The organism is Pseudarthrobacter sp. NIBRBAC000502772 (assembly GCF_006517235.1).
Taxonomy (GTDB): Bacteria; Actinomycetota; Actinomycetes; order Actinomycetales; family Micrococcaceae; genus Arthrobacter.
Window position 1 is genome coordinate 1,661,050 of the sequence record NZ_CP041188.1, and the last position, 22,359, is coordinate 1,683,408.

Sequence of the window (22,359 nt, forward strand, 5' to 3'; positions counted from 1 at the left end):
GTACTTGATCACCCCTAGAACCATCACTACCGGCCGCCCCTGTTGGCACATGAACAAAGAGGTTTCCATGTCATTCGTTACCCGGGCCCTGTCCGTCGCGGCTGCCGCCGTCCTCGCCACTTCCTTGGCTGCGGCTCCCGCCCAGGCGATCGAGATTTCCCCGCCAGGGGCCAACGACTGGTCCTGCAAACCAACCGCCGAGCATCCCTATCCGGTCATCCTGGTACCGGGAACGTTCGAGAGCATGGAGAAGAACTGGTCCACCCTCTCGCCGTACCTCAAGAGCGCCGGGTACTGCGTTTTCGCCCTCAACTACGGCGAGACGAATGGCGTGTATGCCACCGCACCGGTGGCCGAGTCGGCGCAGGAACTCGCCCCGTTTGTGGACGCGGTACGTGCTGCCACCGGAGCGAAGAAAGTGGACCTGGTGGGCCACAGCCAGGGCGGCATGATGCCCCGCTACTACTTGGGCTTCCTCGGCGGGGCCAAGTACGTCCGTCAGCTCATCGGCATCGCACCCTCCAGCCACGGGACTGAAGGTGTGATTGTCCCGCCGCCGGGCTTCGTCCAGGACCCGGACTTCACCGGCTTGGGCTGTGCTGCCTGCGCCGATCAGCAGGCAGGCTCGGCGTTCATGCAGGAGCTCAATTCCATCGGCGACACCGTAGCGGGACCCTCCTACACCGTCATCTCCACGGTTTACGACGAAGTGGTCATTCCTTATAACAGCCAGTTCCTGAACGGTCCGGCCCGGCAGGTCAGCAACATCACCATCCAGGACAAGTGCCCGGCCGATGTCTTCGAACACGACCAGACGCCGAACGACGCCGTGGTGCACCAGATCGTGGCGCATGCGCTAGGCAACCCGTCCGGCCCCGCAGACCCGGCCTACCAGCCCGCCTGCTTCTAGCCGTTGTGCCGGTGTGAGTCCAGGGCTCGAACGGCGAGTCTGACAGCAACCAGACGGTGCCGCAGGCCTACAGCGTCTCGGGAACCTCGCGCCCCGGACGGGCGGATTCGTGGCCAGCACCATTCCGAGGTTGCCCGCCAGGAACTTGTTGGAGACATGACCGGGATGCCCATGGTGATGCCGATTTATTGGGGCACGGTTGTCAGCCCGGAGGCGAGGCCCTGTACGGTGTCGGGGAGGCCGGCAGTGGCCGTGACCATAAACCCTACGATGGCGGCCAGGTTGGCGATGCCTCCGATGAACGTGGCGGCCGGCACGATGACCAGTGAAACCAGCTGGTGGACGCGGGGTAGAGCCAACATCACCAATGGGGAACCCTGACGGAAAAGTGTTGAAAGACAGCGGGAACGGATCCCGAACCACACGTTCGTCCTCGGAACACAGAACAAACACTCCTTCAGTTACGACGTCGGCAACGGCACGTCAATGTCCTCGCCGATCGTCGCTGCCACGGCTGACTGAGCAACAGCGGCGGGAAGTCCAGCAGATGCTGGCTGTCCGTCGTATGCGGCAGCCTCGGCGAGGAGTTACCCCCGCGCCTGCAGCCCCGGCACTCCGTCCTGGATCGCGAAGGAGGCCTTGGTTGAAACGGGGGCGCCCGGCGTCGTGACGTAGTCCAGAACCCGGAAGTCGGCGGTGAGCGCGTCCTTGGTGATGCGTGTGTTTACGTAGCCGCGGTTGTCGTTGTAGAACTTCAGGTGCGGGTTCCAGGCCATCACCGGATCCGTGGCGGAGCCGTCGCCGTCGCCGTCGCCGTCACCGTTGGAAGTGATGGAAGTGCAGACCAGTTCGGAGCCGACCACGGGGGCGGCGGGGTCCTTGTAGTCGATCTTGAGGTCGCGGGCCCAGTTGCCGTGCACGTCGCCGGTGAGGACCACGGCGTTGCGCACGTTCGCGTCTACCCAGCCGTGGGTGATGCGGCGGCGGGAGGCGGCGTAGCCCGTCCAGCAGCCACTTTCTCCTGCTCGGCGCCGGTGATGGTGCGGTAGACCTTCAAATGGCCTGGTCCGTCAGATCCCGGATGTGCTTCGGATCCAGGAAAGAGCGCGGTCGCGGCGGACGTCGTCATTGGCCACTGTTAGCAACCGCTCGGCGACGAGGCCTGGATCCACTAAGCCGTGCTCGAGGAGCGCCCTCACAAACAGATGGTCCTTGATCCTGCCTGCGATGAGTTTCGCGGCACAAAGGTCGTGGGGCTCCAGACACAGCCCGCTACGTCCATTAGTGTTAGCGTTTCTGACTTTGACCAGGCGGTCCGTCCAACCGGTCGGGAGAACCGCGGTGTTCTGGCCGACTCCCTGAACATAGAAGCCGTGGGTCTCGTGGAAGTGGGACATTTCACCGATGGCGGCGTCCAGCTCCGTGGCGAGAGACTGGGCGTCATCGTCCTTCAATGGAGCAACATCGACCTCTTCTGAATGCGTCGCTTCGTCGGGCAGTTCGTCTTCTGTGAAGGACCCGAGGATCGATTGGCTGCCAATGATGAAGACGGCATCCTGCCGGATGATTTCGGTGGCCGCACGGATAGCGTGCTCAAGGTCCCTACGCCGCACGAGCTGCCTTGTGAATTGCGACGAGCCGCTCTTCCTGGGAGAGCACGCCGGCGAACGGCGTCATCTGGCGAAGGTCGATACCTCGCTCGTCAGTGCCCAACATGCTCTCCACGAGCCGGTTGATGTCGCCGCCATTAACGAGAGTGTTCCACTCTGCCACCCAACCGTGTGCGTGGGCACCGCGTGTGCGTGACGCCATCCTCTGGAGGTTTGTCCGTGCCTTGCTGAGTACCGGCTGGGGATCCTCGCGGACCTTTTGAGCCACGGCCAGATGCAGCTCGTACGAGACTCGTTCTTCACGGCGTGGCAGCCGTGGCCGGCTTTCCCTGGCTTTTTCGAGCAGGCGTTGGCTCACGGAGGGACTCACTCCGATAACTTCGGCGATCTTGCGAACAGGCATGCCTTCAGCCCAGAGCGCGAAAACTGCTTCGGCGCGCCGATCGGAAGCCGCGAGCATCTCACGACGGAAATTTTCGGCTGCCGCCCCAGCATCTTTTGCTTTCCGGATGAGCTCATCCGTCATCGTAGTGAACACGCTTGTATCCTACCCCCATACAAGGGGCCGGAAAAGGGCAGCGGCGGGTGGTCGGCAGAAAAGCCAGCCGCCCGCCGTCGTCGTACCGGGGTTTCGACAGGCTCAACCACCGGAGGTTTCGGCAGGCTCAGCCACCGATGAGGCCGGGTACCCGTCCTGGATGGCGAAGGAGGCTTTGGTGCTGACGGGGGATCCCGGCGTCGTGACGTAGTCCAGGACCCGGAAGTCGGCCGTGAGGGCGTCCTTGGTGATCTTGGTGTTCACGTAGCCGCAGGGGTTGTTGATTGTGTCGCTGTTTGCTCCGCCTACGTATCTCGCTCCGGCTACACCGCGTTGGCGCTCGCGTTCAGGATGGACAACGCCATCCATTTCCCGGTGTTGGCAATCACAGAATGCAGCCACCAAAAAACCTCTTGCGGCGCCCATCCTGTAAGCGGAGAATGGCGTCACTGGCGGGGTTCTGTATCCTCTCCGCCGTGGATATCGGGGCTTCGCCGAAGCCCTATTTTCAGGAGATATCCATGAACATCAAACGTTCCTCCGCTGCCGTCGCCGCCGCAGTACTGGCGGTGCTTTTTGCCGGCGTTGCCCCGGCTTCAGCCGAGATTGCCGACGAACATGCTGCCTGCACCGGACTCGGCATCTCGGACCATGCAGTCGCCGACGGCCCGGGCGCCGTTGCCGGCATCATCACCGAGATCAAGGGTGCCGCCACTGTCTACGGTTTCGACAACATGGGCCAGGTTGTGAGCAAGTTCTCGAAGGTCCATGCCGGCACGCACGTACCAGGCTGCGAGGAAGCCATTGAGGACATTCTCGTCGCCGGGCCATGACCTGACGAGTGCAGGCGCTCCGTTCCGGGAAACTGCCCCAATCCGCACTCCCTGAGGCGGACGGCTAGCTGGACGGTGCCGGTAGCCCGGCCGCGATCAGCAGGCTGAGCAGGATCAGAATGATCCCCACCGAGGGAAGATCCACACACGGCTGGATCTTCCCTTCGGGGCTCTATTTACCGCGCGGCTCCACCCATCAGTCCGGCGGTCCCTCGGCCCGTTTCCAGTGCTCCCGCAGCAGTCCGGCCAGCCGGTCAGGTTCGATCCGGTGCGGGGGATCGAAGTGGTGGCGGTCTGCGAACACCTCGAGGCGGAAATCGGAGACGACGGCGGCAAGGCGGTCGGCAACCTCGCCGTAGTCGTTCGGGTTGCTCAGACCGCCGAGAACGAACAGCACCGGCTTGGTGAACGCGGCAAGCCGGGCGCGGTCCAGGTCATACGTCTTGAACTCCTCCACGAAGGCTTTGATCCCGGCCGGCCGCTTGGCCATCCACGGCGGCGGGGGACCCTGCGGGGGTGGCGGCAGGACGACGTCGGACTTCACGCCCAGCCTCATGAAGGCGGGCATGAACTGCTCAGGCGGCAGCGATTCGAGCTGTGCGTACTGCTTCCAGAGCTCGGCGTGGGCAGGGCTCCAGTCCCAGTTCCCGGCCCAGGCGGCTTCCAAAAGGGTCAGGCTCAGCAGGTGCTCAGGGTGTTTGGCGGCAAAGGCCAGCGCCGCGGCGCCGCCGCCCGAGTAGCCCACCAGATGGAACGCCTTCCAGCCGCGGACCCCCGCCTCGCGGAGGACGCCGACGGACTCGGTGTCCAGGGTCCAGCCCGGCGGGGGAGCATCGCCCGCGTAGAGTTCCAGGTCCTTGGCCACGGCGTCGACGCCAGGTCCCAGCGCCTCAATCAGCGCACCGTAGGCAGGTTGGGCGGGGAGCACGCTCCCGGGAAGAAGGATGGCCCGAATTGGTTCCATGGTTGGATGCTACGCCCGGGCGGCCGCGATCGGGAACGGCAATGGCCCCGGCAGCAGCGTGAAGCTGCGGCCGGGGCCATTTCGAGTGATGTAGCGGGGTTTCCCGCCCGGGTGTTCCTATGCGCGATCCTTGACGTGGCCCTTGGTGAGGATCACGGCCAGGGCAACCATGCCGACGCCGAGCAGCAGGTGCAGGACGTTGTCGAAACCGTTCAGCGGGACAAAGTTGCCGGCCGAATCCTGGGGGACCACCAAGCCGTAGACGAACAGGACCAGGTAGATGATGCCGCCGTAGAGGAGGAAGGAGCGGGCGCCCGTGGCGGTCTTGGCCATGAGGAGGCCTGCAGCGCCGAAGAGCAGGTGGACGATGTTGTGCAGGGCCGAGACCTGGAAGAGGCCCAGCAGCATTGCCTCGGAGTGGTGGCCTGCGAAGTGCAGTTCATCAAAGTTGGCCGTAATGCCCGGAACGAAGCCCAGGATGCCGACCAGTAGGAACACTGCACCGACAACTATCGATGCCTTCTGGACGTTGGTGCGGGCTGCCGTTCGGGTGCCGGTGTGCGTTGCCATGGTGATCTCCTGATTGCGATATGTGTTTATGGATCAGCGGGCTTTCTTTCCTGCCGACCCGTGGGGTTATGTCAGCTATTCGGGCGTGACCGCATGTCGGATGGGTATTCAGAAAATATTCTCGAGCGCACTCCCAGGTTTCGCAGCGATAATCATGGCGCTACTGGCGACCACCGTCCTGATGGAAAGCGCGCTGAGCTTCCTCGGCGCCGGCCCGCAGCGGCCGTTCGCCACCCGGGTGCCGTGATCGCAGCTATTCACACCGCCAGCGGTGAGATCGCGCGCCAGCTTGCCGGTGGTCGAGCCCGCCGGGCTCAGCCGCCGACGGTATCGGCAGGCTCGACCACCGGGGTTGATCCGCCGTGGATTTCGTATCGGGCCTTGCCGCCTTGCTTGGCCCGGTACATGGCTGAATCTGCCTGCCGCAGCAGCTCCGTCACGTCCGCCGTGTCCGTGGTGCGCTGCGCGACGCCCATGCTCAGCGACACCCGCAGCGACCGGTCACCGATGACGAACGGCTCGCTGAGCGCCTCATAGATCCGCTCGGCGACGGGCCCCGTGGCCGGAGTGCCGTCGTCGTTATCCACAACGACGACGGCGAACTCGTCGCCGCCCAGCCGGGCCACCAGGTCGTGGCCGCGGACGCTGGCCCGCAGCCGCTCTGCCAGCTGCGCCAGCAGCGCGTCACCGCCCTCATGGCCCAGGGAATCGTTGACGTCCTTGAAATCGTCGATGTCGATGAACAGCAGGCCCTCGTGCCGGGTCCGGCGGTCGCTGTCGGGTTCGAAGGATGCCAGCAGTCGCTCGGCCAGGGCTGCACGGTTGGCGAGCCCGGTGAGGTCATCGTGTGTGGCCCGGTACGTCAGGGCGTTGTGGCTGTCCTGGAGCGCGGCGGCCATCCCGTTGAAGGCCACGGTCACCTCGCCGAGTTCGTCGCGCCGGGCCACGTTCAGGCGGTGGCCGTAGTCGCCGGACTGCAGCTTCAGGACGCCCCGGCGGAGGCTGTTGACGGGCCGCATCAGGTCCTTGACCATCCGGCGCCGGAAATACAGGGTGGCGCCGATGGCCACAACGAACAGCCCGAACCGGCCAATCACCAGAAGCCCTTCAAGTTCGCGTGTGTCCACGAGCCCCCTGTTCAGCGCCAGGAGCGAGGACTGCTGGACGGCGGCCAGTTGCGACCGCACGGTGGAGCTTGCGGCCGCGAAGGCAGCGGCATCAGCTACATTGCTCCCCGTGAGGTTCAGTGCCCGGTCACCCCAGAGGCCGGCCTGCTCCAGTCCCGCCTGCCAGTCCTGCTGGGCCATGGAAAGGGCTTCGGTCCGGCCTTCGTCCGCAACCGGGACGGCGGCGGCCACACGGAAGAGAGCTTCAATGTCCTGCTGCTCCAGGACAAACGCCTCCCTGTTCACGGGCGCCGCCGCCAGCAACTGGTGTCCCAGTTGCTCATGAGCCTCAAGGGCTGCGGCCAGGTCCGCGACGGTGCCGTACTCGGCCTGCAGCCGGCCGTTCGCAGCTTCCATCTCGTTCACCACGAACCGGACTCCGACGACCGTGACTGCCGCGCCGACGAACAGGGCCAGGAGCATCAGCGTGAACGCCCCGGACCATTCACGCTGCAGGCTAAAGGAGCGCAGCGTAGTGGGGGCTCTATTCATGGGCGTCCTCGGACCGGGGTGATGTTATGCCTAAATTACACGGCACTTCCTACAATCGGGCTTCGACAGGCTCAAACACCGGGCGTCACCGGTTTCGGCAGGACCAGTCGCCGAGTCGGCCCAGCGCCCAGTCCCAGCGGATCAGCTCTTGCTCCAGCCTGACAGCCGTCCCGAAGGCGTCATTGCGGAGGCCTTCGTACAGTGCGGACTCATCAGGTGTCAGCCTGCCAAGCGAAGCCTTCGACGGCGACGGCTCGGTCACCCATGCATCTCGGTGTGCCAGCAGCGTGGCCTCGTCCATCATCACGCTCATCACATGCGGGTGGATCGCCCGCAGCTGGTCCAGGATCCGGAACCCGTGGGTGTCCAGATCGCCCCAGTACAGGACCTCGCGGTCGCGCAGCCACCCTGCATCCCGCAGCGACGAGAAACCATAGCCGCCGCCATAAATAGCCAGCGTGTCCTGCCTGTCGGGGAGGGCCAGAAAGTTGACGAGGTTTTCCGTGATCAGAACTTTGGTGACCGGCAGGCTCAGCGTACTGAAGGCTTCAGCGGTCACGGTCAGGTCCCGCGCCGTGCCCAGCAGTGGCACGGCAGGATCCAGCACGCGGAACCTGACCAGCTCCGGCGGATGCAGGAAGCCGTGGCCCGCGGCAAAGCGCGCCGCCGGCGTCCGGGCCGGCGTTAGCCCCAGCAGCGAACCGGGCTCAGCGGGAAAGTCCGGAAGAGAGTCCTCGTCCGGCTCAATCTCGGCGCGCACGGAATCAGCCCGCAGCGCCATGGCCAGCTCGCTGATCACCGCCCTGTGGTTCTCGATGAACTTGGTGTGCACACCGGGAAGGCTCAGCTGACGCACATAGATGCCGGGCACGGGATTGTCCTCCAGCCACAGGGCCACCCGGGCCGCTGTCAGCGCGTCAGCCCCGAGTTCCAGCAGCTTGAGCGGCCGCTTCAGCGCCCAGCCGCGGAACAAGGAGTGCAGCGAGGCCAGACTCCCGGCAAGCTCCACGAACCGGGCTGCATCCTTCGCCTTACCCACAAAGCCGATCTCGGCCTCGGCGTTTGCAAAGACCGCCGCCGCCGGAAGCTGGTTGGCCCCCACCGTGGTGCGCCCCACCTCTGCGGTTTCCAGGCTGAACGGACCCACCGCGGCGAACAACTCAGCCGCCCACGCACTCGCCGCCGCGTAGTCAGTCCGGAGCGTCGCCGCCGTCGGACGTTTCAACGGACGACGGCGGGGGTGCAGTCCGCTGGGTTCCAGTACCTCGCGGAGCAACGCGCCGCTGCCCCAGGCCTTCAGCGACTGCGCCCGCAGGTCAGCCAGTGTGGTCCAGCCCTGAGCCCGGCCCGCCTGCGCCTGGCCCGCCTGTGCCCGGCCCGGGGCGGAAGCCGAAAGCCGGTCACCCGGCACGCCGGGCCCGCTCGTCCCGGTACTCCTGGATGGTCATGTTCCGCAGCTGCGAATCGTCGCCGTTGGTGTTGGCCACGAACCCCACATGGGAGACAAAGGGCTCGATCACATGGATCTTCTGCAGGGGAGTGACGATCAGCAGCTGCAGCTTCATCCGCTGGAACAGCTCCAGCCCATACCGGGCTGACTCGTCGGAGCCGCGGCCGAACGCCTCATCAATGACCACGAACCGGAAACTGCGGCCACTGCCGGCGTTCTTACCGGCACCCTTGCCGGACGCCAGCCCGAACTGGAACGCCAGGGCGGCCGCGAGAATCGTGTAGGCGAGCTTCTCCTTCTGGCCACCGGACTTGCCGCCCGAATCCGTGAAGTGTTCAAATTCCTCGCCGGTTTCGGTCCATTTTTCCGAGGCGGAGAACGTGAACCAGTTCCGGACGTCCGTGACCTTGGCGGTCCAGCGCTCGTCGAGGGTGGTGTAGCCGTCCCGGCCCCGGAACCGCTCGATCAGGCGCGCCACCTGCAGGTACTTCTGCTCGGAGTACTGGTCATCGTCGCCGATGGTCCCCTCCGAACAGGCCCGCAGGTCCAGGCCGAACTGCCGGACGTCCAGGTCGGTGCTGTTCTGGTGCTCCAGCTGGATGTGCCGGCCGGTGTTGTACTCAATCCCGGCCAGGGACAGGTTGATTTCGCCGATGCGGTTCACGATGTCCTGCCGGCGGCTGTCCAGGAACGCGTTGAACGCCACCACCTCGTGAATGGTGTTCTGGTTCAGGGACTCCTTGAAGTGGGCCTCAAAGCGCGGGAGATCGTTGCTGACCAGCTGCTCCAGCAGCTTGCCGAACTCGCCGGCGGACTCCAGGGCGGCGTCAATCTCCGTGGTCTCGTTCGGGTACTTGTTCCGGAACTCGGCCATGAGCCGGACGGTCTTCTCGGCGGCCCGGGTGATCTGTTTGGACAGTGCGTCGATGGTGTCTGTCAGCCCGGACCGGACGGAGCTTTCGACGGTGCCGGTGTTTTTGTAGGTGAGCGGTTTGCCGGCGAGTTCCGCGGCGGCCAGCCTTGCGACGGCGGCCAGCACGCCGCCGTCGTCCGTCAACGGGGTCTCCCGCAAGACGTCGCGGCAGTCCTCGATCGCCTCCACGATGTCCTTGGCCGAGCCCTCGTTGGAGCCGATCCGCCGCTGGACATCATCGGCCCGCACCTGCAGGCGATCCAGCTTTCCGGTGAGCTCGGCTTCCTTCGCCGTCAGCTGCCGCAGCACATCGCTGGTGGACTCCAGCTGGGCCTTCTCCGCCTTGAGCTCCTCGATGCGGCGTGCTGTGAGCTGCCAGCTGAGCTCGGCGAAGTCCGACACCGCCCCGATGATGCCCAGCTGCTGGTTCTGCCGGCCGATGGCGCCCAGGGAATCGTTGACCCTGGACAGCTGGCCGGCCACCACGCTCAGCTGGCCCTGGACCTCGTCCTGCTCGGTACGGAAACGGCTGATCTTGTCCAGGTTGTCCCAGCCCAGGACGTAGTTCCGGCGGTCCGAGAGCTCCTGCCGGTCATCCTTCTCGTGCCGGCCGCGGCCGCCCTTGAGCTGGCCGTTGGCGGTCAGCGCCTTGGAGCGGCGGCGGAAGTCCTCCAGGGTGTCGCAGCAGAAATAGTCGAAGCGGCTGCTGAGCTCATCGAGCAGGAAATTGCGGAACGGCGTCCCCTGCTTGATGTCGATCTTCGCCGCCAGCGTGCCCGCCTCGGCCGGCTTCGGCGTGGACGATTCGCCGATCTTCAGGTACACCAGCCGGCCGCGCAGGTTGTTGCCGTCCACCCAGCCGCTCACAGCCGCATAGTGCTCCGACGGCACCAGCAGCGACAGGGCAAAGCCGCGCAGTGTGCGTTCGGCGGCGCCTTCCCACGCCGCTTCGCCGTCGCGGACGCGCAGCAGCTCACCGGCGTACGGCAACTCTGATTCCTGGATGCCGGTACCGTCGCAGAGCCGACGGCGGAGCTCCACCTGGGGGCGCGGCAGCAGGTTGGGACGCGCCTGCAGGCTGGTCAGCTCCGCGGCGATGTCGCTGGCGCGACCGGTGAGTACCGTGCGTGTCATGGTCAGTTCGGTGCGGGTGTCCTGCACTTCGTTGGCGGTGGCGGCGAGGTCCTTTTCGACGTCGGCGAGCCGGGCCCGGTTGGCGTCGAACTGGACGCGGTCCGCCGGGGCCTGAAGACCGAGCTCTGCCGCGGCTTCGGCATACTTTTCGAAGCGAACCCGCTGCGCCCGGGACTCCTCGCCCAGCCGCGCGGCCTCCGCCTCGATGGCGGCCAGCCGGCCGCCGCCGTTGCCGCGGATATCTTCCTTCACGGCGGCCAGGTCCAGGCGGAGCTGAGTGATTTCGGTGGCCAGTTTGCCGCTGTCCTCCTGCAGCCGGAGGCCGGTGTTCTGCAGTTCCGTCTGGTGTTCGATGCTCAGCTGCAGTTTCCGGTCCGTGAACCAGGGATGCAGCTGGTCCCGCTGTTGGCGGGCGAATTCGTCGTCGCGGCTCAGGGCGGTGTGCTGGGCGGCGCCCTCGGTGATGGGGGTGAGCAGGGCGATCTGGTCCTTGGCCCGGAGGACGGCGTCGTGGGCCTTCTTCAGGTCGTCGAAATGGTGGATGAGGTTGCCGATCCGGGCCTCGACGTCGTCTTCCTCGAGCATGTTGGTGCGCACGAAGTTGGTGATGTTCTCCACCTGCTTCATGGACACCGTGCGGTGGAACAGCTCCATGGCCTGGTTTCCGCTGATGCCGAACTGCCGCTTGAACGCCGCCGCATACGGCTCGAACGTTTCATGGAGGGACGCACCCGCGGCACGGAGCTGCTTCTTCAGCTTCGCGGGGTCCTGGCCGAAGTTGGCGAAGTCCCCGGCGATGGACTGCTCGCCCTCCACCAGCGAGTAGAAGCGGTTGGGCTGGCCGGCTTCCTGGGTGGCCCAGAGGGTGATGGCAAGGGTGATTGATTTGCCCAGGACGGCATTATGGAAGACGCCCAGGACCACTGTGAGCTTGCCGGTCCCGCGCAGCGCAACTGGCTTGGAGTACTCGCCGCCGGCGCTCCGGGTGCTCTTGTGGAAACCCCGCACATACGACATCAGCGTGCGTTCCTTCTTCTGCGCACCCGCGGCCTTGTTGTACTCGATCCTGTTGGCCGGCAGCAGCAGGGTGGTGATCGCATCCACCACTGTCGACTTCCCGGAGCCGATGTCGCCGGTCAGCAGGCTGTTCGAACCGTCCAACCGGAACGTCCGCACCTCCTGGTGAAAGGTGCCCCAGTTGAGCAGCTCCAGACGGTGCAGCCGGAAGCCCGGGGGAGTGCCGGCGTCGTCCGCTTTTTCATCCAGGCTGAACAGCATCTCCTGCTCGTCTGTCCCGCCTTTAACTGGGGTGGCCGTCTCGGTGGTCATGTGCGGTCCTCTTCCTTACTGCCGGTGACGGCTCCGCTGAGCGAGGCGCGGTAGTCAGCGAGCCGCGCGTCGAATTCCTCCAGCCACTGGGCATCCACGTAGGCCTTCAGGATCCGTGCTACTTCGTAGGTGCCCGTCTGGCCGCGGAGTTTCCGCAGGAAGCCCAGCTCCACCACCTTCTTGATGTTGGTGCTGAGCTGGTCCAGGATCCGCGCCTCGTTGCTGGATTCGGGCAGGAAAACGGCCACCATGTCTGCGATGTCCTGCTCGGTCATGATGAGGCGCAGTTCGCTGCTGTTGGTGTCGAATTCGAGCATCCGGCCGCGGAGCAGCGCCAGGAGGAGGCTGACGTTGAAGGTGAGCGGGCGGCGGGGGATCAGCCGCGGCAGTGTGCCGTCCGGATCCTCGCGGGATTTCAGGAACGCGTAGCCCTCGGACTCGTCCAGGATCAGGTCAAGGCCCAGGACGGCCACGTAGTCGCGGACATGGGAGGACAGGCCCAGCAGCGACTGCCAGATCTTCTCGTCCGTCTCGGCGTAGACCACGCCCTTGAAGAGCTTGGTGACGACGCCGGGAAGTTCCTCCGGCGTGTGTGTTTCGGCTGCGTCTGTGGTGGTCATGCCGGCCTCACGAAGATGATCTGTTCGACGGTGGCTTCCCGGATGCTGCCGTCCGGGAGCTGCCAGGACAACTGCTGTGACTCGTCCGGGTTAATGGACGCCCAGTCCGATTCGGTGGCGAGCTGGTAGTAGGCCACGAGCTCGGCCAGCCCCTGGGAGAGCGGATGGGCGGCCGCTACTTCGCCGAGGGTGGCCTGCTCGGCGCCGGCCAGGACGTCGTCGATATTGGACTTCAGCCGCTCCGTGTCCACATGGAACTGGCTGAAGAGGGCGCCGGCGTCCACTTCCGTGTCGTTGGCTGCCACCACGACGTCGTCCACCATGATCCGCCGGCTCGGCTCATACAGCGGCCGTTCGAAGGGGAGCGCGACCTCGACAGATTGAGCGGCGATCTCCGTAAAGACGCCCGACGGCGGCACCTCCCGGGTGCCCAGCGCGCCGGATTCGATGCTCCGGACGAGCTGCATGATGCGCTTGTTTTCCAGGTACACCTTGTCGTCCAGGAGCCGGCGCATCTGCTGCGAGAGCTGCCGGACAGTGGCCTGGGTCTGCTCGACGGCGGGTAGCCAGTCCTGGTGCAGATTGGTCACGGTGTGCAGGTTGTCCAGTTTGGCGAGGGCGTCGATCTGCGTGGCCCGCTGCAGCAGGTCCCGCAGTTCCGTTCGGAGCTGCGGGGACATCAGGTAGTCCCAGAAGCCCTGGAACGTTCGGCCCTGGAGGGAACCGCTGATGTCCTGCTGGTTGGCGAAGATCGAGGCAAGGAGCTCGCCCTGGGTGCCGTCCCAGGTGGCGATCTGTTCACGGACCTGCCGGTCAAGCTTCCGGAAGTTCTGCTCCACCTCACGGAAATCGGAGAGCAGGTCCTTGGCCAGGGTGGTCAGCTGCTGGAAGTGGTCCAGGGCTTCCGGCGCAGTCATCACGCGGATGTTGCCGTCCTTGATCCGCTGCATCTCGGCGTCGATCCCGTCCCGCTGGCGCTGGAGCTCGGCGAGCCTTACCTCCGGATCGGTCTCGGACTGCTGGACCAGGGCCTTCAGGACGGCGAAGATGCTGGTCAGCCTGGACTGGGTGGCCACGAAGTCCCGCCCGCTCAGGCTCTCCACCCAGCGGACCACGTCCTCGGCGGCGGCGGTGAGATCGTAGCGCGGCTCGTCCTGGCCCGGGACGTAGTATTTCCGCAGCCAGGCCCGTTCCGGGGCCGCCCACTCATCCAGGTACTCACCGGCCGGCCTAGGATACTTGTCCTCGCCGAAGACTTCACGGAGGCCGAACAGGACATCATCAAGGTGGTCAATGAGCTCCTGCCGGCCGATGTCCCGCTGGTTGGGTCCGGTGAAGGCCTTGATGAAGAAGCTGACGGCCAACGGGGCGTTCTGTGCGCGGAGCAGGGACCACCCTGCGTGGTTCTCACGCAGTGCGTTGATGGCGTAGAAATCCATGGCGTCCTCATGCAGGGTGCTGTTATTCCTAAGCTACACGGGGCGGTGACAGTGATCGAACTTGTCGTCCCCGGTTGATCGAGCCTGTCGGGATCCAGGGTTTCGACAAGCTCAACCACCGGGCGCACTCAACCACCGGGGGATAGGACGTTCAGGCCTGCCTCGACGGCGGCAGCCAGGAGCTCAGCGTCATACGCCACCATTACGTCGGACTGCAGCCGGATGGCTGCGGCCAGATGGATGGCGTCGGCGCTTCGGAGCTTGCCGGGCAGGGCCGCCGCGTACATAAGGTCCGAACGGGCAAGATCGACCAGGTTGATGGCTCCCAGGACCGTATTGACGGACTCGCCGGGAAATCCGCGGCGATGGGCCGCGCAATGAAGTTCCGTATAGAGGAGCATCGAAGCCACCAGCTGGTGGCCCTGGGCTGCCGCGGTTGAGAGGTAGTGGGCGGCCGCGGATGACTCTGGCTCTTCGACCACCAGCTTGAGGACAGCCGACGTTTCCAGGTAGATGATCACCGGTCCCCGCGGAGGTCAGCCAGGATCTCAGCAGTGCCGGCTTCTGACGGGACGCGCGGCAGCGTCTGGAAATCGACCGGCCCCTTGGCGGCTGGGCGGACCTGGCCCGCCAGCAGCAGCCGCTCAAAGGGTGACGCCGACGGCGGGATCAATGTAGCGGCTATTTCGCCGTTGTTCGTGACGTCGATGGTTTCGCCGTTCTTAACGCGCTCCAGGATTTTGCTGCTCTGGTTGCGCAGCTCCCGGTGTGGGATGGTCGCCATGGTTACCTCCGTAGCAAGCGTAGCAACCTGCGTGTCCGAGGGTAAGGATCAGTCACCGCGGGTTTCGGGAGGCTCGGTTTCGACAGGCTCAACCACCGCGGGTTTGGACAGGCTCAACCACCGCCCGCTCCCAGTGCCGCCGGAGCAATTCAGCCAGCCGCTCGGGCTCGATCCGGTGTGGCGGATCAAAATGGTGGCGCTTGGGGAACACTTCCAGGTGGAAGTCCGGGAAGAAGACCCTGGACAGCCGGCTGGCGATATCGCCGTAGTCATGGGGATTGCTCAGGCCGCCCAAGGCGAAGTAGACGGGCTGGCGAAAGGCAGCCAAACGCGCCCTCTCCAGGTCATAGTTTTTGAAGGTCCGCAGGAACGCCCTGATGCCCGCCGGCCGGTTGGCCATCCACGGCGGCGGGGGATCCGGCGGCGGCGGCAGGACGACGTCGGGCTTAACTCCCAGCCTCATGAAGGCGGACATGAACTGTTCCGGCGGGAGTGTTTCCAGCTGCTCGTACTTCTTCCGGAGCTCCGCGTACGCAGGGCTCCAGTCCCAGTTCCCGGCCCAGGCAGGTTCCAGCAGCGCCAGGCTCAGCAGCCTCCCCGGGTGCTTGGCAGCGAACGCCAGCGCCGCCGCGCCGCCACCTGAATAGCCCGCCAGATGGAACGTCTCCCATCCCCGGGTATCGGCTTCGCGCAGCACGCCGTCGATCTCCGTGTCCAGGCTCCAGTCCGCCGGCGGCCCATCGTCCGCGTAGAGCTCGAGATCCTTGGCGATTGCCTGGACATCCGGCCCGAGGGCTGCGATGAGTCCGCCGAAAGCGGCCTGGGCAGGGAGTACAGCGCCTGGTAGAAGAATGGCCCGAATTGGTCCCATGGGAGAACGGTACGCCTGGGTTTCGACAGGCTCAACCACCGGATCTTGGAGGCTCAACCACCCGTCTCGTTGGCCGGTGGTAATCGAGGTTCAGAATCTCCTGTAGTCTTGATCCTGTTGTTGTGTTTATGCGGTTGGTAGTTCAGGCAGTACGCGCGGTCGAAAGTCCGCGTCTTTCTGAAGTAGCGGTTTTGAACACCCCACACCGGAGGACCCGAAAGTCGGGACTTTTCCTCCACCTTCACGAAGGACAAAAATAATGGCTACTGGTACCGTCAAATGGTTTAACGCTGAAAAGGGCTTCGGCTTCATTTCCCCCGATGACTCCTCACAGGACGTTTTCGCTCACTACTCCGCGATCGCCTCTTCCGGCTTCCGCTCACTCGAAGAGAACCAGAAGGTTTCCTTCGAAACCGAGCAGGGCCCCAAGGGTCCCCAGGCCGTCAACATCCAGGCACTCTAATTCTTTAGAGATTCTGGGGCCTTAGGGTTTCATTATTCAAAGCAGGGCCGGTCATAGACCGGCCCTGCTTTTGTTAACCCGGAAGTGCTTCAAAGCGCCCGACTGGCAACTTGCGGGAAACCCCTTCAAGATAGTCAGTGGGCAAGCAGGGGGGATCGAGTCCATCCCGCCGCACAGAGAGGCCCGCCCTTCGTGGCAATACCAAAACGTCAACTCAGTCCGCTCATCCGCAAGTACGTCAACGGCAGCCGCCCAGCCCAGGCAGAGACCAGAGGCCTCGGCGAGCTCAAGCCGGTGGAGCCCGCTGCCCGCCGGGAGGGGGTGCCCGTACTGGGCGATGACCAGGTCTATGTGATGAAATACGGGACGGTCTATCACACGGCATGGTGTCCGGTGGTGGGCGACAGCTGGGACCACGCCCCCAGAAGACTGCTAGTGACCCTATTGGCCGCTGTGGGGGAGCGAACCCGGTGCGCGGAATGCAACCGGCACACGAAGGCAGCCAGGGCGTCAGCCGCGCAGGAATACCACCAGCAAGCCCGGCCCACCCCCGAACCCCCACCGCCTGACGCCGTGGTCCCGCTGAAAGTCATCGGGCTGGCCCATGGGATACTCTTCCTGGCCGCAGGGCAGGAATATCGGGAACGTTTTAAGGAAACCGCCGTGGAGCCGGCTACCCCGCTGTGGGTGGACGGGCGCCGCGACGGCATGGTGGTGCGGCTGGACTCCGCCAGCGACGAACCACTCGTGCTTGTCCAGTTGGACCCCCGCGCCACGTTCCGGAACGGTCCGTACCAGGTGCGCCTGCGTCATCCGCTGCGGCGGTCGGCCACCAAACCCTATGCGGTTGAGTCGGTTGAGTCCGTAGAACCCGCACCATAACGGATCCCCGAAAGCCGCGCGAGATTGTGGGTCCCCAGGACCTCACGAAAGACGTGGACGCAGAGCCGGCCTCCGGCGTCGTCCTTTCCGAACTGCTGGATGCCCAAGAGGGAATTACCTGGAGTGGCTGCCACTTCTCCTTCTGGGTCGTTCAGCACGCAAGAAAGAGTGAGGACTGTCACCGTCCACGTTGAGGGGTACTACAACAAGCCGGGCTGGGCCCGAGGCAACCGGACCCAGCCCCGCAGTAGCCTGTGCTGAGCGAGGCTTAGCGCAGTTCGATTTCCAGTACCTGGAAATCGTCAGCCGCGTGCCGGCCTACCAGCAGGCGGAATGTACCCTGCTCGAACTTCCAGCCGCCGTCGTAATGCCCGAAGGCTTTCGCCGGGACGCGGACCTCGACGCTGTCCGTTCCGGCGGGTGCAAGATGCGTTCCGGCGTAGCCGGCGAGCCAGCGGACCGGACGCTCCACAGCCGACTCCGCACGGTCTAGGTAGACCTGGACCACTTCGCGACCCGTGCGTGTGCCGGTGTTCCGAACCGGAACGTGCACCACAACGTCCTGCCCGGCCAGAACGGACTGGGGCGCGTGGGGGGTTCCCAGCTCGAACGTGGTGTAGCCCAGCCCGAAGCCGAACGGCAGGGCCGGGGCGGCGCCTCCGGCGGCTTCCTGCTTGAGCCACGCCCGGTAGCCGATGTGGATCCCCTCGGAATAGACCACCTTGCCGTCAACGGGCGTGGTGTTGAGGACGGGCACATCCGCCAGCGCGGCGGGCCAGGTGGTAGGAAGGCGTCCGCCGGGCTCCACTGCGCCCAGCAGGATGTCGGCGATGGCGGAGCCGAATTCCTGGCCACCGAACCATCCCAGCAGCACCGCGCCAACCTTATCCAACCAGGGCATGAGCACCGGCGACCCGGAGTTCACCACCACCACCGTGCGCGGGTTCACCGCGGCCACGGCCTCCACGAGCTGGTTCTGCCGGCCGGGAAGGTCCAGGTCCTTGCGGTCGAAACCTTCGGACTCGATGGCCGCATTGGTGCCAACCACGACCACCGCCACATCGGCGGTCCGTGCGGCTTCAACGGCGGCGTCGATCTCCGCCTGCGGGTCCGTGACCACCGTTTCCTCACCCAGCAGGATTGCGGTGAAGGGGATGACCTGCTGCGTGGGCAGGTGGTATTCCGCCTCGATCCGGACGCTTTGGCCGGACGCCGTTTCGATGGGGTGGACGGTCTTGGGCGGGTCGAAAAGCGCGGCCCCGAGGACGTCCGTGTCGTCCTCTATTTCGCCCTTAAATACTTCCGATCCGTCCAGTGCAAGTCGGATCTGGCCAACGGTGCCGACGCCGACGTGGTGGACTCCCGCTCTCTCTGGAGTCCACTCGGTCTTCATCCGGATGGCCGCGGCGCCCTCAGGGATGCCCACCCCGAACCAGATCAAGTGCGAGGCAAGCCTGTCTTCACCTGAGATGACAGAACCGTCAGCGGCAAGGAAGGAGACACGCATCCCGGGGACCCCGGACACAGGATTCCACAACGTCGTGCGGGGGAAGGGCTGCAGTCCCTCGGCGACCTTGGCGCCGCGGGAGTAGCTGACCTCGACGTTGCCGGGGAGAGCCGCCCGCAGTCCTTCGAGCGGTGAGACGGTGTATTTGGGCATCACCGTGGCGCTGCCGCCTCCCTGCGTGCGCGCCTCCTGGGCGTTATGGCCGATTACGGCAACGCCGCTGAGTTTCGAGGCGTCCAGTGGCAGGAGCCCATCCTGGTTACGGACCAGCACCGCGCCGCGGACGGCAACTTCACGGGCGACGGCGGCGCCGTTCAGCTGGGTGGGAAGCTCAGTCACGGCGGGGGTGAATCCCTCGAGGGAACCGACGCGGGCTGCCAGCCGCAGGATGCGGGTGACCTTTTCCAGGATAACTACCCGGCTGACGCGTCCGTCCTTGACGGCGGCCAGCAGCTTGGGTCCCCAGTGGCCCACCGGGCCGGGCATTTCCAGGTCCTGGTGGGCGTTGGCCGCCTCCACCGATCGGACACCGGTCCAGTCGGAGACCACGACGCCGTCGAATCCCCATTCGGTGGAGAGCGGCGTTTCGAGCAGTTTGTTTTCGCTGGCGGTGGTGCCGTTGATGGAGTTGTAGGAGCTCATCACCAGCCACGCCCGCGCCTCGGTGATGGCGTCCTCGAAGGCGGCCAGGTACAGCTCGCGGAGCGGGCGTTCGTCCACCACGGAGTCGGCGGTGAAGCGCTCGGTTTCAGCTTCGTTGGCCAGGTAGTGCTTCGGCGTGGCGCCAACGCCCATGGACTGCACGCCGGAGACGTACCCGGCGGCCATGGTTGCCGTGAGCCGGGGATCCTCGCTCATGCATTCGAAGTGTCGGCCGCCCAGCGGTGAGCGGTGAAGGTTGATGGTTGGGCCCAGGACGGCGTGCACTCCCTTGCGGCGCGCTTCCTGTCCTAGGACCTGGCCGTACTGGCGGGCTGTTTCGATGCTCCAGGTGGCTGCGAGGGCGGAGGACGACGGCAACGAAACAGAATCGTGGCGCTCATCGAAGTCTTCTCCCCGGACGCCGGAGGGTCCGTCGGACAACACGACCCGGCTTAGGCCGATGTCGGGAAGGGCATGGGTGGCCCAGACGTCCGCGCCGGTCAGCAGTTGAATCTGCTGTTCCAGGGAAAGGCTCTCGGCGAGTTCGAGAATCCGCGCTTCGGCGTCGGGGGTATCTGGAGCCTGGGACAGTACAGCTGGTGACAGGGCGGGGTTCATTTAGTTGACTCCTTTGATGCGGGGGACGGGGACGGCGTCGATGATTCCCACGACGGTGCCGGCTATGAAGAGCGCGGCGTAACCGCCGAGCGTGATGACGGGGAGGGCGATGGCAGGTGCCCAGCGACTTCGGGAGTGCTGGGCGGCAGGTGCACTCAAACCGCACCTGGGGCAACGGTCCTTGGCAGGCGATAAAGACGACACCGGGACATACCTGTGTGCGCGTGGCTCATGGGGATTGGGAACGGACTTTCGGCGGGCTGAAGCGGCGGGTGGATGATGGCGGACCCACCGGCAGTTTCGTCACCGTTCAGCATTCGAGCGACAGTGCCGTCGGGTTCAAGTTCGTCTACAGCCTCGAGACCGACCTGCCAGGCTTGGTCAGCATCTTTGAAGTCGATCCGAAATCCGCGGCCGGCGGTCAGCAACGTCTCATCTCCGAGATTCACGATCATGCCGTAGCTGTCGGATCCGGCGGGATCTACGCCGATGCCTGCGGCTCTGGTGATCACCAGATCGATGCTCTCCAGGGACCGCGTTACGGTCGGGACTGCATCGGTGAGATGAAATCCCATGAGTTCGCGCCGCGTGCCGTCGGGATGACTCGTCACCGGATGCACTGCAGACAGTAGGGCGTAGGCGTCCTCCAAGGCGGCAAGATCTTCCCAGTCGGCAGAGTCGACACCGAAGGGAGATACGCCGAGCGCGCCGTACTGGCCAATGGCGAGGAAAACGGTCCCGACACCAGACTGATCCCGCCGCTGCTCGGGAATGAACAATCCCCGGGACATCTCTGCAAAAGCGGGCAGGATCTTGTCCGGGTCACCGAAGTACACGTCAGGTGTGAATAGGTCCACACTTGTCGCGATGGATGTCCAAACATCCGCGACCCGCGGCAGAGGACCGCCGCTAGGGTAGGTGCCGGGGACCTGGCCTCCCGCTACTGCGAACCCTTCGACGTCGATGTCAATCTCGCTGTCGAGCCACGCATTTACGTAGAAGGGAAGCGGCGATACGGTTCGTGCTCGGCGCGCCAGTGCTTCGACATGGGTGGCGTACCCCCAAGCCATGAACGCCTCGTCACGTCCTAGCGGATCGTCCGTAATATCTGCCCAGCTTCGCCGTTCTCCCTCGAACCCGGGACGTCGGAGAAGGGATTGCCTCAGACTTTCCGGCACGGCCGCATGGAAGGCACGATCGGCATGCTCGGAATGATCTCTGGATGCCCCCAGCAGACCTATTTCGTTCTCGATCTGGATCATGATTACGGTACGGTGCTCGGCGTCGATCTGCTCTACATGCTCCACAAGCGACTGAAAGGCAGGTGCGTCGAGCTGTGTGGGGCCGAACGGCGTGAGCGTGTCGGACAGCCGGCCGTCTTGGAGCACGCAGCGTGGGAACCTCTGCCAATCGAGCTTCACCCATGCCGGTGCGTAGCTGGAGGATCCATTCTTCCAGGCCCCGAACCATAGCAGCACCAGGCGGAGACCTGCTTTACGCACCTGCGAGACGAGCTTGTCGACGGAGGAGAAATCGTAGTTGCCCTCTGTGGGTTCGAGCGCTTCCCAGGTGACGCTGGCCAGGACCGTTGTCGCGTTGACTTTGCGGGCTATCTCAAGTCCGTGGCTCAGGGCGGCTGTTCCGGATGAGGTGGAGTTGTGTAGTTCGACTCCGAGTACGGGAAAGTGTCGGCCGTCGACTACGAGTTGCGCAAGCCCGCTGGTGCGGTCGAGATGTGGGACCATAACGGCGCTTGCGGTGGTTGTGTTCGTCATTTGATTCCTGTGTTTGCGATGCCCTGGATGAAGTAGCGCTGTAAGAAGAGGAAGACCACGATGATCGGCAGTACGACGACGACCGCGCCTGCCAAGAGCAGGCCATAGTTTGTGCCGTTGGCCCCGATCGAAAAGAGCGCGAGAGCCACCGGGAGGGTGTACATGTCGTCCGTCTGTGCGATCACCAAGGGCCAAAGGAAGTTGTTCCATTGGGCCAGGAATGTCAGGATGGCGAGCGTGGCGAGGGCGGGTCCCGAAAGTGGCAGGATCAGCCGGAAGAAGGTCCGGATCTCTCCGGCACCGTCCAGTTTCGCCGCCTCAAGGAGGGCATCGGGAATGTCGCCGATGAACTGGCGCATGAGGAAGACACCGAGTGGCGTGACGATATAGGGAAGAATCAGCCCAAGGTAGGTGTTGGCCAAGCCCAGGTTGCTGACCTGCACGAACAGTGGCACGAAGGTAGCTATACCGGGGACGATGAGCATCAGTAGCACGAGCGAGAACAGCAGCCGTTTGCCCGCGAAGTCGATCTTTGCGAGGGCGTAGCCAGCCATCGCGCAGAAGAGAAGATTGCCAATGACACAGGCGACGGCGACTACGACGCTGTTGAAGAAATACAGCCCGAAGTTCTGCCGTGACAGGAGATCCGTAAAGTTGTCGAGGGTGGGGTTTTTGGGGAGCCAGGCGTTGGGGTCTGCCAGAATCTCGCCTGTCGGTTTGATCGATCCGAGAATCATCCATGCGAAGGGAGCGAGGGTGACGACGAGCCCGAGAGTGGCAAGTATGTAGATGAGGGTGCGTGTGCGGAGGCCTTTACGGACTGAGCGCACCGAAGCGGTGATGGTCATT

At 64.7% G+C, this 22,359-nt stretch carries 22 protein-coding genes and 2 pseudogenes; 5 read left to right on the forward strand and 19 right to left on the reverse strand.

Annotated elements, in window-relative coordinates; all coding sequences use genetic code 11:
• Nucleotides 1-67 precede the first annotated feature (67 nt).
• On the forward strand, nucleotides 68-910 hold the full coding sequence (locus tag NIBR502772_RS07840) for a triacylglycerol lipase (RefSeq protein WP_141139756.1): 843 nt from the start codon (nucleotides 68-70) through the stop codon (nucleotides 908-910).
• 185 nt (nucleotides 911-1,095) lie between these two features.
• Here the strand turns inward: NIBR502772_RS07840 and NIBR502772_RS22380 are convergent, their stop codons facing one another.
• The 5 genes and pseudogenes from NIBR502772_RS22380 to NIBR502772_RS07860 all read right to left on the reverse strand — a co-directional run.
• Complete coding sequence (locus NIBR502772_RS22380) at nucleotides 1,096-1,272, reverse strand: hypothetical protein (RefSeq protein WP_168223457.1); 177 nt, start codon at nucleotides 1,270-1,272, stop codon at nucleotides 1,096-1,098.
• Between the two features lie 225 nt (nucleotides 1,273-1,497).
• A pseudogene (locus NIBR502772_RS07845) lies at nucleotides 1,498-1,917 on the reverse strand (alkaline phosphatase D family protein); the annotation flags it as partial.
• Nucleotides 1,918-1,980: 63 nt separating this feature from the next.
• Complete coding sequence (locus tag NIBR502772_RS07850) at nucleotides 1,981-2,523, reverse strand: DUF6036 family nucleotidyltransferase (protein WP_141139757.1); 543 nt, start codon at nucleotides 2,521-2,523, stop codon at nucleotides 1,981-1,983.
• Complete coding sequence (locus NIBR502772_RS07855; RefSeq protein WP_168223506.1) at nucleotides 2,513-3,046, reverse strand: hypothetical protein; 534 nt, start codon at nucleotides 3,044-3,046, stop codon at nucleotides 2,513-2,515. The genes NIBR502772_RS07850 and NIBR502772_RS07855 overlap by 11 nt, the downstream gene beginning before the upstream one ends.
• A gap of 114 nt (nucleotides 3,047-3,160) precedes the next feature.
• A pseudogene (locus NIBR502772_RS07860) lies at nucleotides 3,161-3,340 on the reverse strand (hypothetical protein); the annotation flags it as partial.
• A 239-nt stretch (nucleotides 3,341-3,579) separates the two neighbouring features.
• On the opposite strand from NIBR502772_RS07860, the gene NIBR502772_RS07865 reads away from it, so the two are divergent.
• The gene (locus NIBR502772_RS07865) at nucleotides 3,580-3,891 is read left to right on the forward strand and encodes a hypothetical protein (RefSeq protein ID WP_141139759.1); all 312 of its coding nucleotides are present in this window, start codon (nucleotides 3,580-3,582) and stop codon (nucleotides 3,889-3,891) included.
• Between the two features lie 196 nt (nucleotides 3,892-4,087).
• Here the strand turns inward: NIBR502772_RS07865 and NIBR502772_RS07870 are convergent, their stop codons facing one another.
• Both NIBR502772_RS07870 and NIBR502772_RS07875 read right to left on the reverse strand, forming a co-directional pair.
• Nucleotides 4,088-4,855: an alpha/beta fold hydrolase gene (locus NIBR502772_RS07870; protein ID WP_141139760.1), complete on the reverse strand. Its 768-nt coding sequence runs from the start codon at nucleotides 4,853-4,855 to the stop codon at nucleotides 4,088-4,090.
• A 117-nt stretch (nucleotides 4,856-4,972) separates the two neighbouring features.
• Nucleotides 4,973-5,425, reverse strand: a complete 453-nt coding sequence (locus NIBR502772_RS07875) for a DUF4383 domain-containing protein (protein ID WP_141139761.1) — start codon at nucleotides 5,423-5,425, stop codon at nucleotides 4,973-4,975.
• Nucleotides 5,426-5,453: 28 nt separating this feature from the next.
• Here NIBR502772_RS07875 and NIBR502772_RS07880 point away from each other — a divergent pair, with 28 nt between their 5' ends.
• Nucleotides 5,454-5,672, forward strand: coding sequence for a hypothetical protein (locus NIBR502772_RS07880; protein ID WP_141139762.1), 219 nt, complete (start codon nucleotides 5,454-5,456; stop codon nucleotides 5,670-5,672).
• 67 nt (nucleotides 5,673-5,739) lie between these two features.
• Here NIBR502772_RS07880 and NIBR502772_RS07885 read toward each other — a convergent pair whose 3' ends face one another.
• The 8 genes from NIBR502772_RS07885 to NIBR502772_RS07920 form a co-directional block, all read right to left on the reverse strand.
• Nucleotides 5,740-7,083, reverse strand: coding sequence for a diguanylate cyclase domain-containing protein (locus NIBR502772_RS07885; RefSeq protein ID WP_141139763.1), 1,344 nt, complete (start codon nucleotides 7,081-7,083; stop codon nucleotides 5,740-5,742).
• Nucleotides 7,084-7,168: 85 nt separating this feature from the next.
• Nucleotides 7,169-8,494 carry a Wadjet anti-phage system protein JetD domain-containing protein gene (locus NIBR502772_RS07890; protein WP_141139764.1) on the reverse strand — a complete coding sequence of 442 codons (1,326 nt, stop codon included), beginning with the start codon at nucleotides 8,492-8,494 and terminating at the stop codon, nucleotides 7,169-7,171.
• The gene (locus NIBR502772_RS07895; RefSeq protein ID WP_141139765.1) at nucleotides 8,484-11,909 is read right to left on the reverse strand and encodes an ATP-binding protein; all 3,426 of its coding nucleotides are present in this window, start codon (nucleotides 11,907-11,909) and stop codon (nucleotides 8,484-8,486) included. Before NIBR502772_RS07895 ends, NIBR502772_RS07890 begins: the two co-directional genes overlap by 11 nt.
• Entirely contained in the window at nucleotides 11,906-12,529 is a 624-nt protein-coding gene (locus NIBR502772_RS07900) for a DUF4194 domain-containing protein (RefSeq protein ID WP_141139766.1), read from the reverse strand. Before NIBR502772_RS07900 ends, NIBR502772_RS07895 begins: the two co-directional genes overlap by 4 nt.
• Nucleotides 12,526-13,968 (reverse strand): DUF3375 domain-containing protein, encoded by a 1,443-nt coding sequence (locus tag NIBR502772_RS07905; protein ID WP_141139767.1) that lies wholly within the window; start codon nucleotides 13,966-13,968, stop codon nucleotides 12,526-12,528. Before NIBR502772_RS07905 ends, NIBR502772_RS07900 begins: the two co-directional genes overlap by 4 nt.
• 128 nt (nucleotides 13,969-14,096) lie before the next feature.
• Complete coding sequence (locus NIBR502772_RS07910) at nucleotides 14,097-14,489, reverse strand: type II toxin-antitoxin system VapC family toxin (RefSeq protein WP_141139768.1); 393 nt, start codon at nucleotides 14,487-14,489, stop codon at nucleotides 14,097-14,099.
• Complete coding sequence (locus tag NIBR502772_RS07915; RefSeq protein WP_141139769.1) at nucleotides 14,486-14,752, reverse strand: type II toxin-antitoxin system Phd/YefM family antitoxin; 267 nt, start codon at nucleotides 14,750-14,752, stop codon at nucleotides 14,486-14,488. Before NIBR502772_RS07915 ends, NIBR502772_RS07910 begins: the two co-directional genes overlap by 4 nt.
• 88 nt (nucleotides 14,753-14,840) lie before the next feature.
• Nucleotides 14,841-15,623 (reverse strand): alpha/beta hydrolase, encoded by a 783-nt coding sequence (locus NIBR502772_RS07920; RefSeq protein ID WP_141139770.1) that lies wholly within the window; start codon nucleotides 15,621-15,623, stop codon nucleotides 14,841-14,843.
• Nucleotides 15,624-15,882: 259 nt separating this feature from the next.
• Between NIBR502772_RS07920 and NIBR502772_RS07925 the strand changes: the two genes are divergently transcribed.
• The gene (locus tag NIBR502772_RS07925; protein WP_024365339.1) at nucleotides 15,883-16,086 is read left to right on the forward strand and encodes a cold-shock protein; all 204 of its coding nucleotides are present in this window, start codon (nucleotides 15,883-15,885) and stop codon (nucleotides 16,084-16,086) included.
• 192 nt (nucleotides 16,087-16,278) lie between these two features.
• Nucleotides 16,279-16,968, forward strand: a complete 690-nt coding sequence (locus tag NIBR502772_RS07930; RefSeq protein WP_141139771.1) for a hypothetical protein — start codon at nucleotides 16,279-16,281, stop codon at nucleotides 16,966-16,968.
• A gap of 268 nt (nucleotides 16,969-17,236) precedes the next feature.
• Here the strand turns inward: NIBR502772_RS07930 and NIBR502772_RS07935 are convergent, their stop codons facing one another.
• Genes NIBR502772_RS07935 through NIBR502772_RS07945 form a run of 4 tightly spaced genes read right to left on the reverse strand, consistent with a single transcriptional unit; the run spans nucleotide 17,237 to nucleotide 22,358 of the window.
• Nucleotides 17,237-19,735 (reverse strand): beta-glucosidase, encoded by a 2,499-nt coding sequence (locus tag NIBR502772_RS07935; RefSeq protein ID WP_141139772.1) that lies wholly within the window; start codon nucleotides 19,733-19,735, stop codon nucleotides 17,237-17,239.
• Nucleotides 19,736-19,894 carry a hypothetical protein gene (locus NIBR502772_RS22385; RefSeq protein WP_168223458.1) on the reverse strand — a complete coding sequence of 53 codons (159 nt, stop codon included), beginning with the start codon at nucleotides 19,892-19,894 and terminating at the stop codon, nucleotides 19,736-19,738.
• Nucleotides 19,891-21,510, reverse strand: coding sequence for a DUF5597 domain-containing protein (locus NIBR502772_RS07940; RefSeq protein WP_141139773.1), 1,620 nt, complete (start codon nucleotides 21,508-21,510; stop codon nucleotides 19,891-19,893). Before NIBR502772_RS07940 ends, NIBR502772_RS22385 begins: the two co-directional genes overlap by 4 nt.
• On the reverse strand, nucleotides 21,507-22,358 hold the full coding sequence (locus tag NIBR502772_RS07945) for a carbohydrate ABC transporter permease (protein ID WP_141139774.1): 852 nt from the start codon (nucleotides 22,356-22,358) through the stop codon (nucleotides 21,507-21,509). Before NIBR502772_RS07945 ends, NIBR502772_RS07940 begins: the two co-directional genes overlap by 4 nt.
• Nucleotide 22,359: the final 1 nt, after the last annotated feature.

What these genes read in the sequence shown, in the direction of transcription:
- NIBR502772_RS07840 (WP_141139756.1), top strand. Translation starts at nt 68, where the DNA reads ATGTCATTCGTTACCCGGGCCCTGTCCGTCGCGGCTGCCGCCGTCCTC.
- NIBR502772_RS22380 (WP_168223457.1), bottom strand. Translation starts at nt 1,272, where the DNA reads ATGTTGGCTCTACCCCGCGTCCACCAGCTGGTTTCACTGGTCATCGTG.
- NIBR502772_RS07855 (WP_168223506.1), bottom strand. Translation starts at nt 3,046, where the DNA reads ATGACGGATGAGCTCATCCGGAAAGCAAAAGATGCTGGGGCGGCAGCC.
- NIBR502772_RS07865 (WP_141139759.1), top strand. Translation starts at nt 3,580, where the DNA reads ATGAACATCAAACGTTCCTCCGCTGCCGTCGCCGCCGCAGTACTGGCG.
- NIBR502772_RS07870 (WP_141139760.1), bottom strand. Translation starts at nt 4,855, where the DNA reads ATGGAACCAATTCGGGCCATCCTTCTTCCCGGGAGCGTGCTCCCCGCC.
- NIBR502772_RS07875 (WP_141139761.1), bottom strand. Translation starts at nt 5,425, where the DNA reads ATGGCAACGCACACCGGCACCCGAACGGCAGCCCGCACCAACGTCCAG.
- NIBR502772_RS07880 (WP_141139762.1), top strand. Translation starts at nt 5,454, where the DNA reads ATGGATCAGCGGGCTTTCTTTCCTGCCGACCCGTGGGGTTATGTCAGC.
- NIBR502772_RS07885 (WP_141139763.1), bottom strand. Translation starts at nt 7,083, where the DNA reads ATGAATAGAGCCCCCACTACGCTGCGCTCCTTTAGCCTGCAGCGTGAA.
- NIBR502772_RS07895 (WP_141139765.1), bottom strand. Translation starts at nt 11,909, where the DNA reads ATGACCACCGAGACGGCCACCCCAGTTAAAGGCGGGACAGACGAGCAG.
- NIBR502772_RS07900 (WP_141139766.1), bottom strand. Translation starts at nt 12,529, where the DNA reads ATGACCACCACAGACGCAGCCGAAACACACACGCCGGAGGAACTTCCC.
- NIBR502772_RS07905 (WP_141139767.1), bottom strand. Translation starts at nt 13,968, where the DNA reads ATGGATTTCTACGCCATCAACGCACTGCGTGAGAACCACGCAGGGTGG.
- NIBR502772_RS07915 (WP_141139769.1), bottom strand. Translation starts at nt 14,752, where the DNA reads ATGGCGACCATCCCACACCGGGAGCTGCGCAACCAGAGCAGCAAAATC.
- NIBR502772_RS07920 (WP_141139770.1), bottom strand. Translation starts at nt 15,623, where the DNA reads ATGGGACCAATTCGGGCCATTCTTCTACCAGGCGCTGTACTCCCTGCC.
- NIBR502772_RS07925 (WP_024365339.1), top strand. Translation starts at nt 15,883, where the DNA reads ATGGCTACTGGTACCGTCAAATGGTTTAACGCTGAAAAGGGCTTCGGC.
- NIBR502772_RS07935 (WP_141139772.1), bottom strand. Translation starts at nt 19,735, where the DNA reads ATGAACCCCGCCCTGTCACCAGCTGTACTGTCCCAGGCTCCAGATACC.
- NIBR502772_RS07940 (WP_141139773.1), bottom strand. Translation starts at nt 21,510, where the DNA reads ATGACGAACACAACCACCGCAAGCGCCGTTATGGTCCCACATCTCGAC.
- NIBR502772_RS07945 (WP_141139774.1), bottom strand. Translation starts at nt 22,358, where the DNA reads ATGACCATCACCGCTTCGGTGCGCTCAGTCCGTAAAGGCCTCCGCACA.